This is a genomic window from Nocardia sp. NPDC004722 (assembly GCF_053601505.1).
Genome location: NZ_JBSGBY010000419.1, coordinates 1 through 7532, shown reverse-complemented (window position 1 = coordinate 7532; position 7532 = coordinate 1). Strand labels below are relative to the sequence as shown.

The 7532-nt window shown below is 69.5% G+C and carries 6 protein-coding genes; 3 read left to right on the top strand and 3 right to left on the bottom strand.

All coding sequences use genetic code 11. The features are described from left to right. On the top strand, positions 1-1033 hold a 1033-nt coding region (locus ACWELQ_RS31740; RefSeq protein WP_452400717.1), incomplete at its 5' end, for an FAD-binding oxidoreductase. Further along, complete coding sequence (locus ACWELQ_RS31735) at positions 1030-1629, top strand: TetR/AcrR family transcriptional regulator (protein ID WP_452400716.1); 600 nt, start codon at positions 1030-1032, stop codon at positions 1627-1629. The genes ACWELQ_RS31740 and ACWELQ_RS31735, both read left to right, overlap by 4 nt. A gap of 5 nt (positions 1630-1634) precedes the next feature. Here the strand turns inward: ACWELQ_RS31735 and ACWELQ_RS31730 are convergent, their stop codons facing one another. From ACWELQ_RS31730 to ACWELQ_RS31720, 3 genes are read right to left on the bottom strand one after another with little or no spacing between them, the layout of a single operon-like run. Beyond that, complete coding sequence (locus ACWELQ_RS31730; RefSeq protein WP_452400715.1) at positions 1635-2882, bottom strand: glycosyltransferase; 1248 nt, start codon at positions 2880-2882, stop codon at positions 1635-1637. Then, the gene (locus ACWELQ_RS31725) at positions 2879-4150 is read right to left on the bottom strand and encodes a condensation domain-containing protein (protein ID WP_452400714.1); all 1272 of its coding nucleotides are present in this window, start codon (positions 4148-4150) and stop codon (positions 2879-2881) included. Before ACWELQ_RS31725 ends, ACWELQ_RS31730 begins: the two co-directional genes overlap by 4 nt. Before the next feature lie 35 nt (positions 4151-4185). Beyond that, positions 4186-5208 (bottom strand): LLM class flavin-dependent oxidoreductase, encoded by a 1023-nt coding sequence (locus tag ACWELQ_RS31720; RefSeq protein WP_452400713.1) that lies wholly within the window; start codon positions 5206-5208, stop codon positions 4186-4188. Between the two features lie 194 nt (positions 5209-5402). Here ACWELQ_RS31720 and ACWELQ_RS31715 point away from each other — a divergent pair, with 194 nt between their 5' ends. Then, complete coding sequence (locus ACWELQ_RS31715; RefSeq protein WP_452400712.1) at positions 5403-7298, top strand: hypothetical protein; 1896 nt, start codon at positions 5403-5405, stop codon at positions 7296-7298. The last annotated feature ends 234 nt before the right edge of the window (positions 7299-7532 follow it).

The window sequence follows — 7532 nt, the reverse complement described above, 5'->3', positions numbered from 1 at the left end:
GGCCGATCTCCGAACGCAGCGCCTCCAATTCGAGGTGCCGCACATCGGTGCCGCCCACGTACACCGCGCCGTCGGTGACATCGATGAGCCGCGGGTCGGGGTGAGCGAGTCTCGGCGGCTGCCCGGTTCCGGCGCGGGACCGTCACCGGATCGGATGTTCCTGGGCTCGGAGGGCATTCTCGGCGTGATCACCGAAGCCTGGCTGCGGGTGCAGGATCGGCCGCGCTGGCGCACCGGCGCGTCGGTGCTGTTCGGCGACTACACCGCCGCGGTCGCCGCCACCCGCGAGATCGCCCAGGCGGGGATCTTCCCGGCCAACTGCCGGTTGCTGGATCCGGTGGAGGCGTTCCTCAACGCCGGTACCGCGAGTGCCGGGGGCGTGCTGGTGCTGGGCTTCGAATCCGCGGATCATCCGGTGGACGAACCGATGTCGTGGGCGCTGCGGATCTGCCGCGCGCACGGCGGCACCGTGCCCGAGGGCGTGCGGTCCACCGATGCCGAGCAGGAGGAGGTGACGCGCTCGGGTGCGGCCGACACCTGGCGGTCGTCGTTCCTGCGCATGCCGTATCAGCGCGACGCGCTGGCCGCGCAGTCGATGATCGTGGAGACCTTCGAAACCGCCTGCACCTGGGACCGTTTCGAGGAGTTGCGGGCCGCGGTGCAGACGGCGGCGACGGGTGCGTTCGAGTCGCTGGGGGTGACCGGTGTGGTGTCGTGCCGGTTCACCCACGTCTATCCGGACGGGCCCGCACCGTATTTCGGGATCTACGCGGCCGGGACCTGGGGCCGCACCGTCGAGCAGTGGGACGAGATCAAAGCCGCGGTGTCGCAGGCGCTTTCGGGCGCGGGCGGCACGATCACCCATCATCACGCGGTCGGTCGCGACCACCGGCCCTGGTATGACCGGCAGCGGCCGGAGCCGTTCGCGGTCGCGCTGCGAGCGGCGAAGGCGGCGCTGGATCCGGCGGGCATCCTGAATCCCGGCGTCCTGATCGACCCTGCCGCAAGGGTTTCCGCCGGAGCAGGCCGGTGAGCCGCGCCGGTACCAAGGGCGTCCCGCGCGAGCAGCGCGAACAGCAGATCCTCGATATCGCCACGGTCGAATTCGGCGACCGCGGCTATGCCAACGCCTCGATCGCCGATATCGCTGCCGCCGCGGGAGTGTCGAAACCCCTCATCTACACCTACTTCGGCTCGCGTGACGGCCTGCATGCCGCCTGCGTCCACCGCGCGGGCGAGCGACTGGTCACCGCCGTCGCCGAGGCCCAGTCCGTGCACGGTGCGCCCGGCAAGGCCCTCGCAACCCTGACCGGCATCTTCACCGCCCTCGACGGGCACACGCAGAACTGGCGCATCATCTACGACGCCACCCTGCCGCGTCCGGGTGCGCCGTTCGACACGGCACGCCACTACCAGAACGCGCTCAACGCCATGGGATCCGAGGGTGTCACCGAGGTTCTGGCCGAGGCGGGCCTCGGCGACCCGACGGATCACGGCTTGGTGCTGTCGCTGTGGTTCAGCATCGTCACCACCACCATCGCCTGGTGGACCGAGCACCCCGATCACACCCCCGACGACATGATCGAGCGCTGCTCCCGGATCTTCGCCGCCCTCGGCCGATCCCGGTAGCCGGGTTATGCGGTCGACGCGGCGCTCAGATGGGCCTCGATCGATTTCACGGCGAGGCCGACGCCGTCCTCCGCCGCGATGCGAGCGGCCAGCCGAATCGCATTGTCGCGGAACGAGTCCTGTGTGATGGCGCGGCGGATCGCGTCGGTGAGCAGGTCCTCCGACATCTTCCCGTACGGGATGGTCGCCGGGCTGACCCCGAGGTCGACCAGCCGCCGCGCCCAGAACGGTTGATCGGCGTAGACCGGCACGCCGATCGCGGGCACGCCCGCGCGCAACCCTGCGGCGGTGGTGCCCGCGCCGCAGTGGTGCACCAGCGCCGCCATGCGCGGGAACAGCCAGTCGTGCGGGACGTCCCCGACGGTGAGGACGTCGTCGCCGGGGACGTCGAGCCGCATCCAGCCCGGCTGGACGACGGCGCGAACTCCCGCCCGCCGCAACGCCTTTCCGATCATCGCCGACATGCGCGCGCTGCCCGCGGCACTGTCGACCATGCTGCCGAAGCCGAGGAAGACCGGCGGCGGTCCCGCCTCGAGGAAGTCGACCAGCTCGGCGGGCGGCTCCCACTGCTCGGGGCGCGGCGGCCACCAGTATCCGGTCACCTCCAAACCTGGCCGCCAATCGGCCGGGCGCGCGACGACGCTGGGGGAGAAGCCGTTCAGGATGGGCCACTGCGCCGCCGTGCGCTTGCGCCGTGCGGCGCGGGCGGACAAGGGCGGCAGGCCGAGTTCGCGACGGAACGCGGCAATGGTCCCGCCGTAGAAACTGTCGTTGAACCAGGCCCCGAAGTCGGCGGCCAAGCGGTTGCCGCGACCGCCGAAGTCGTAGGGGCCCAGCGCCGCCGGGGCGTGGGCGGCGGTCGCCGAGAGCGGCTGGAACCGCAATCCGATCGACGGGATGCCCTTGGCCTCGGCCAGCGCGAGTCCCGCGTACTCGGTGGGCGGGGGCAGCAGCAGAACGTCGGCGGGCTCGTCGCGCAGCGCCTCGATCATGCCCATGCCCATGCCGCGAACTCCGCTGGGGGAGGAGAACTTCCAGCCTGCCGCGAGCCGGTTGATATCGGTGTCGGTATCGATCTCGAAGTCGAGGGCCATCGGCCGGAAGTCGAGCCCGCACCGGGTGATCTGCTCGGCGAACATCCAGTGCGAGGCCACCAGCACCTCGTGCCCGGCCTCGCGCAAACCCACGCCCAGCCCGGTCAGCGGCGCGATATCGCCGCGCGAGCCGATGCCGACGAGCACGATCCTGCTCATGCCGCACCCACCGTCTCCAGGATCGACCGCCACCGGTCGACGACCGCGCCGAGTGTGTCCGCGCCGAGACCGCCCTGGGGTGAGTGCACCGAATAGTGCACCTGCTCAACGCCCTCGGGTTTGCTGGTGCCCAGGAACATGCTCAGGTCGAACATGGTCAGCCGGGCCTGTTCGCGCGATTGCGCGTCCGGGATCCACACGCCCACGTCGCCGAGGAAGTTGAAGTAGAACTTGGGGAAGTTGAAGCTCAGGAAGCGCGGCCAGCTGTCGGGGTGATGCCAGCACAGCAGCGTGAAGTCCTCGGGATTGGGCGGATAGGAGGCGATGGCGTCGCGCACGCGCTCGTCGAGGGTGCCGGGCACCGGTCGCAGCGCCCACGGATAGTCGTCGGAGATCCACGCCACCGTGCGCGAGAGATCCGTGCCCGGCCGCAGACGGCTGTAGCGGCCGTGCTTCTGCACCGAGATGGGCCGGGCCTCCCCGGTCACGTCCTCGATGGCCAAACCCAGTGCTACCAATAGGATCCGGGTGTAGGTGGCCCCGAGCGTCTCCGGCAGCTCGGTCAGCAGTCGCCGCGCGAGCGCTCCGTCGATGACACCGTCGATATGCGCGGATTCCGGTGTGGCCGCGCGGGGCAGCTGATTCGGCACGCTGTCACTGGCCGCGAGCCAGTACTCCAGTTCCCCGACCCGCCCGGGTGCGTAACCTTCCAGGAATTCGGCCCACTCCGAGCCGGTGGTGGACTCGGGGAGCAGCGAGATCTCCTCTCCCGCTTCCCATTGCCGCACGTAGGTGGCGATATCGTCCCACAGCACCCACATGGCGACGCCGTCGATGGCGACGTGATGGGCGGTCAGCAACAGGATGTTCACGTCGGTGGAGCGGGTGAGCAGCGCGGCGGTCAGGATCTTGCCGCCCGCCGGATCCAGTCGCAGGTTCGCCTTCGCCGACTCGTCCTCGATGACGGCCATCAGAGCGTCGGGCTGCAGGCCCTCGATGTCGACCACCCGCAGGTCGATCCGGGCCGGATCGAGAACGCCGCCGGAGGCCGGTTCGATCACGCAGCCCGCCTCCTCGCCGTAGCCGTAGCGGCTGCGTAGCGCCTCATGCGTGTCGATGAGCGAATTCAGCAGGAGTGCCGCGTCTTCCGGGCCCATGCGCACCGGGACCGGGCACGGGATGGTGATGCCGAAGATGGCGGGATTCTCGTCCCAGGTGAGGAATTTGCGGGCGGCGGCGGTGAGCCGTCCGGGGCGTGGTTCGGTCATGGTCGTCCTCGGGGTCGGGGAGTGTCGGGTGGGGTTCATCCGGCCACCGGGGTCGCCTGGACCCCGGCCTGGGTCAGCACCTCGCCGAGCAGGCGCAGACTCGCCCAGCCCTCGTCGAGGGGTAGCCCGCCGATCAGTGGATTCATCAGGATTTCGGTTCGCCCGCAGGCGATCTGGTCGCGCAGTTCCTCGGGCGTGAGGATCTCGAGGTAGCCGTGCGCGCGCACCGCATCCACCGAACCGGCACCGATATCGGCCGATCCGGCGTTCGCCTCGTGCGGGCGGGGCACCCCGTCGCGCCGCCACGACGCGTATTCGCGGATCTCGGTGCGAATGTGCGGCGCGAAACGCTGCCAGGCCGCATCCGGATCATGGTGCAGCAGAGTGAGTTTGCTGCCCGGCTCCGGCTTGTGCACGAATCCGGCGGTGCCGTGGCGCTGTAGCTCCGCGTAGTACAGCGCCTCCACCTCCGGCATGGCCATCGGCAGCGACAGCGGCAGCCCGAACCTGGCGGCCCGCCGTGCCGCCGCCGCACTCATCCCGGCGATCAGCAACTGCGGATGCGGCGCGGTGAACGGCCGTGGCGTCACCCGCAACCGATGCCCGCCCCGCCCGACCGGCTCACCGCGCCACGCGGCGAACATGATCTCCAGCGCCTCATCCATCAGCCGCCCCCGCCGCCGGAAATCCCGCCCGAGCGCCGCGTATTCCTCAGGCCGATAACCGATTCCGGCCACCACGCTGAGCCGCCCGCCACACAGATTGTCCAGCACCGCCAGATCCTCGGCCAACCGCACCGGCTCGTACAGCGGCACCAGCAACGCCCCGATACTGACCCGCATCCGCGTCGTGCACGCCCCCACCGCCGCCGCCATCAGCAGTGGCGCGGGCAGCCATCCGGTCCCCGACCCGTGATGCTCCTCGCAGTTCACCACCGCGAACCCGCACCCGTCGGCATAAGCGGCCATATCCAGCGCCGCCCGATACCGCTCCCCGTGCCGTCCCGCGAAATCGTCGACATTGGTCATATTGAGCCGGAGCGCCGCCACCACGTTCATCCCGCCAATATCGAATGTCGCAGCGCCACAGGGCAATAACCCGCGATACCCCAGCGTTGGGCTGACCGGCGCGCCATCACCACCGGGAGGAGCCGGTAGGCGCGCGGTACCACCAGCAGGGGTACCGCGCGGTTGGTTGGTAATTTGGGACAGCTGTTCGGCCTGGGGCAGGGCGAATTCGAAAAGAGGATGTGGTGGGTGCGGAGAGCGGTGACGCGGTGACCGGGCGCGGACCCCGGCTGCTGGGATCGACCGGCGGTCTCGGATTCGGGCTGGTCAGCGGTGGGGTGCTGCTCGCCCTGTACAGCCTCACCTGCGCGTCCGAGGTGCCGGAGAACTGGGAGAGCTATCAGGGCACCTCGGCTCTGGATCAGGCCCAGGGACTGGCGAGGCACTACGCGTGGTCGGCGCTCGTGCTCGGCCTTCTGGTGCTCGCGGCCATGGCGATCGGCGCGGTCGAGGTGATCCGGTCGAGCCGTTGGATTTTGCCGAAGACCGACTGGGTGCGGACCGCTGTCGTGCTCGCCGTCGGGGCCGGGATCGCGGTGCTGCCCGTCATGGCGGTATCCGGTCACCTGGTGCGGCGATACCGGGAGGTTCGAGGCGACGTGCCGTCCTTCGCCAGTCTCCCGACGGCGCTGACCGCCGGCGGACTGGTGGTCGCAGGTTCGCTCCTGCTGGCGCTTCCATTGTGGCGGTCGATGATTCCGCTGTGGCGGCCGGGCGTCGTCGCGGCCTTGTCCCTACGGCGCGGAGTGGCGATCGCGGCCGCCGCCGGACTCGTCGTGTCGGGAACGCTTGCCGCGGTGGCGGTTCGGGTGGCGGACGACCCGGTTCGGTTCGACCACACCCTCGCTGCCGCGACCGCGGCGCCGTCGGTGCCGAATCGCCTAGGGCCGGAACGCTATCGCATACCGCTGGCGGAGGTGTCCACCGCGGACGGTCCGCGAACACCGGACGTCGTGGTGGCGGGCGCGGGGTTCGTGGTCTCCTCGGCCGCCGGTGTGACCGCCTACGATGGGGCGACCGGTGCACCGCGATGGCACTATCTGAGCACCTATCCGACCATCGAGCGGTCCATGCCGCTGCGGCAGCACGACACGTCGACCCGCGTCGGATACAGTTCCGGCACCTTGCAGTCCGTCGACGGCGGCAAGGTCGTGGTCGCGAACTGGGGGCGGGTGGGCTGGAACGCCTTCGACGCCATGACCGGTGAAATCCTCTGGCATCACTCGGATTACACCAGGGACATCCCGAACCTGGACCGCTGGACCGCCGAGTGGACCCGAACCCGTTCGATGCCGGGCTTTCTGATCCGGCACGACACCGAACGATTGGTCCGCTACGACGGGCGAACCGGGGCGCGCCTGTGGTCGGCGAATCTGGCGATGCGACTGGATCCGCCCACATGCCCTGATCAGAGGGTCTCCGCGGCCATGACCGAGGGTGCGATCTACGTGCTCGTACCCTGCGCGCCCGGCGATTCGACCCGGGCGACCGTCACCGAGATCGACCCGGCCAACGGCACCGTCGTCGCCACGCGGGAGTTCGAGAACGCGGAGACCGCGACCCTGACCCAGGTCGAGAACGCGGTCGTCGTCAACTGGTATCAACGCTCGCCCTCGGCACTCGCGCACCTCACGCTGACCGGTCCACGGCAGCTCGCGACGACCGTCGTCGACAACAGCGACGTCACATCGATCATCGCGGCCGATTCCAATGGCGCGCAACAGCTTCGGCGCGTGTATCGCGACAGCGGCGACAAGGATCCGTTCGCGGTGGTCGCCTCCGACACCGGCGCGGTCCTGTACCGCCTACCCGGCTTCTTCGACCCGCAGCTCGTGGAGATGCAGAACATCCTCTTCCTGCGGGACGAAATCGTGCAGTTGCCCGACAATCTTGGATCGCGCACTCTCACCTACGACCTGCCGGTGCGATCGTGGAGCCGCGAGGACGGACATCCGGTGACCTCGCGACCCGCGGGGAAAGTGAACTACCAGGTCCTTCCGCATGCTCTCGCGGCACCCGGTGCGGTCCTGGTGTTCTGGACGTTCCTGTCCGACGGTGCGCTCGTCGGGTACGGCGACTGACCGCGCTCAGGAGGCGGCGAGCCGGTCGGCCAGGATGGTCGGAGTGTCTACTGCTGCGAAACGCTGTCCCCTTGACCCGGGCGATCATTCGCAGCCGCTTGGCACGCATAAGGAAGCGAGGGGCGCAAACATCCTGAAATGCCGATGAGCCCGAGCACGTTGTTGCGCTTGGACGCGACCGGCTCGAGCCTGGCGCTATCGGGAGCGCCAGGAACCATCCGGGTATTGAACCCA